General features: G+C 76.2%; 1 protein-coding gene. It reads right to left on the bottom strand.

The window, feature by feature from the left end; genetic code table 11:
• Window positions 1-170: 170 nt before the first annotated feature.
• Window positions 171-1,022, bottom strand: coding sequence for a phosphotransferase enzyme family protein (locus IF99_RS0130205; protein WP_031001684.1), 852 nt, complete (start codon window positions 1,020-1,022; stop codon window positions 171-173).
• Between the last annotated feature and the right edge of the window lie 118 nt (window positions 1,023-1,140).

The raw sequence follows: 1,140 nt of genomic DNA, 5'->3' as shown, positions 1-1,140 counted from the left end.
GTGTCGGGGGTGTGCGTGTAGGGGTGGGGCGTGCTCGTGCGGGTGGGGTGGGGCGTGCGCGTAGAGCCTGGGGTTCGGGGCGGTGAGGCACGTATCGGGCTGCTGGACGCCGGGGGCTTCGTGCCGCCGGTCGTCCCTCTCCGCACCTGGCGGGCTGCCCGGCTCCGGTCTCAGAAGGGGTACCAGCGCACCGTCGTGTCGCCGTCCCGCAGCGAGTTCACGCGGCGCCGGAACTCGGTCAGCGCGGCCGGGTTCGAGGGCGCGTGCTGCGCCACCCACGCGCAGCTCGCCGTCTCACGCGCCCCGCGCAGCGTGAGCCTCCCCTCCCACTCGCGGACGTCCCAGCCGTAGGCCCGTACGAAGTCCTCGTACGCCTCGGCGGGGAGGCCGTAGCGGTCGCGGGAGAGGTCCATCACGACGAGGTCGTGCTCACGCAGGTCGAAGGAGAAGGTCTCCAGGTCCGAGAGGACCGGCCCGTCGGGCCCGGCGAGCACGTTGCGCGGCAGGGCGTCACCGTGGATCGGGCCGGGGGTCAGGTGCGGGGTGAGCGCGGCGGCGGCAGGGGCGAAGCCGTCGCGGCGCTCGCGCAGGAAAGCCGCGTCGGCCGGGTCGATCGCGTCGCCCGCCAGGCGCAGCCAGCGCTCGACGCCGCCGAGAAGCTCCCGCCGGGGCAGGGCGAAGGCCGGGGCGGGCAGCGCGTGGACCTGGCGGAGGAGACTCGCGAGGTCGGCGGGCGTCGCGGGCCTGCTCGCCTCCGGCAGCCGCTCCCACAGCGTGACGGGGTGCCCCTCGACGAGCAGCGGCTCGGAGCGCGCGGCGCGCACGGCGGGGACGCCGCTCTCCTTGAGCCAGTCCGCGATACGGAGCGCGAGCTGCGCCCGTTCGAGCAGTTCGGGCGCCCGCCCGACCTTGATCACGAGGTCCCCGGAGGCGAAGACCGCGTTCTCGCCGAGCACCATCAGCTCCGCGCCCGCGTCGAGCCCCGCGGAGCCCAGCACCTCGCGCGCCCGAGCCTCGTCCATCGTCCGCCTCCCCTGCCGGACCCTGGGGGCCCGCCGTGCTGTGGTCACGGCGCCCGGATGTGGGGGCGCCGTGACCAGTTTCCCACTGGGGGCGGGGGCCGGGGCGGGGGAGGGGGAG

The sequence above is a fragment of the Streptomyces sp. NRRL F-5630 genome (genome assembly GCF_000719475.1).
GTDB lineage: Bacteria > Actinomycetota > Actinomycetes > Streptomycetales > Streptomycetaceae > Streptomyces.
Note: the sequence above shows the minus strand (reverse complement) of the source record. Positions and strands in the feature narration are given on the sequence as shown.